Origin of the sequence: Hahella sp. HN01 (assembly GCF_018986435.1) — a bacterium.
In the GTDB taxonomy this organism is placed as follows: domain Bacteria; phylum Pseudomonadota; class Gammaproteobacteria; order Pseudomonadales; family Oleiphilaceae; genus Hahella.
Genome location: NZ_JAHMIN010000123.1, coordinates 1 through 1,249, shown reverse-complemented (window position 1 = coordinate 1,249; position 1,249 = coordinate 1). Strand labels below are relative to the sequence as shown.

1 protein-coding gene is annotated in these 1,249 nt (G+C 37.2%); it reads right to left on the bottom strand.

The window, feature by feature from the left end:
- Positions 1–117: 117 nt before the first annotated feature.
- Complete coding sequence (locus KP814_RS32560; protein ID WP_216740676.1) at positions 118–696, bottom strand: leucine-rich repeat domain-containing protein; 579 nt, start codon at positions 694–696, stop codon at positions 118–120.
- Between the last annotated feature and the right edge of the window lie 553 nt (positions 697–1,249).

Sequence of the window (1,249 nt, the reverse complement as noted above, 5' to 3'; positions counted from 1 at the left end):
TCTCTCGACGAGGATCAGGAAGGCTGGAGAAATGGTGTTTAACGCCGTCAATTAAAGAAGAGCCCATAACAGTCCTTATTAGGGGAGAAAAAGGGGCGTACTCTATGAATTTACTGTCTASTATTCAACCAYATAGTGCGATTTGCCTGGCTCCTCATTGTTTTTTAGCTGAACAGGGAACTCTTTAAAATCACTCAAGGAAACAATTATCCTCCGAAGAGACTTCAACCTTTCTATCTCTTTAGGAATGGAACCAATATGATTATTAGACGCAAATATATCTTTTAGACTGGTCAATGAGAACAAAACGGCAGGAAACTCAGAAAAATTATTATCATCAATATATATCTGCCTCAATTCTTTTAGCATAGCAATTGACTTTGGCAACTCAGAAAGAGAGTTATTTCCCAACCTTAATATTCGAACATGCTCCATTTCCATAAAGGCATCTTCCGGGAGACTTCTTATATTCATTCCTTCCAAATCTAGAATTATACTTTTCTTTACTCTATTTAGCGTGATGCAGGAAACAACACTAGCTTCTGAAGGCTCATCCGCATCACATAGTTTAGAAAGTTCCCTCAGCTGAACCTCAGAATACTGAGGAGCTGTCGAAGGCCCTATTTTTTGGGGATCGGATTGCCCGCATCCTGCAAGCAGGATGAGTATAGTCAGAGTTAGAGCACGCTTAAGCATAGAAAAGCCATGTTACCCGTGTTTATAAGCTATTGGTAATATCCAGGAAAATCTGCCGGGCGATTAATAATTGGCCTAACCTCGTAATTGTTAACCAATGAATTAGGAAAATCTTATAACTCATTGCAACCCAGTTATATATGATTTAATTTTTAATATTTGAAAAAATAAAGATAGGATTGATAGTGATTCCTCAGCAAGGTTTAGCGATAATGAATTTATAAAGTCATCATATAAAAATAATTATACCCCTATTTTTATCTCGAAGTACTACCCAAAATATCTATCTGCAATTAACAGATACTTTACTGTCCAATTTCATAAAAAAGACATTGCAGAATTCTTTATCAAGGACTGTAACTTCATTAAAGAGAAGGTTTATACCTGCATACTCACTTGCAGGACAGGCAAATCGCACTATGTGGTTGAATAGTAGACAGTAAATYCATAGAGTACGCCCATTTTTCTCCCCTAATAAGGACTGTTATGGGTTCTTCTTTAATTGACGGCGTTAAACACCATTTCTCCAGCCTTTCTGATCCTCGTCGAGAGA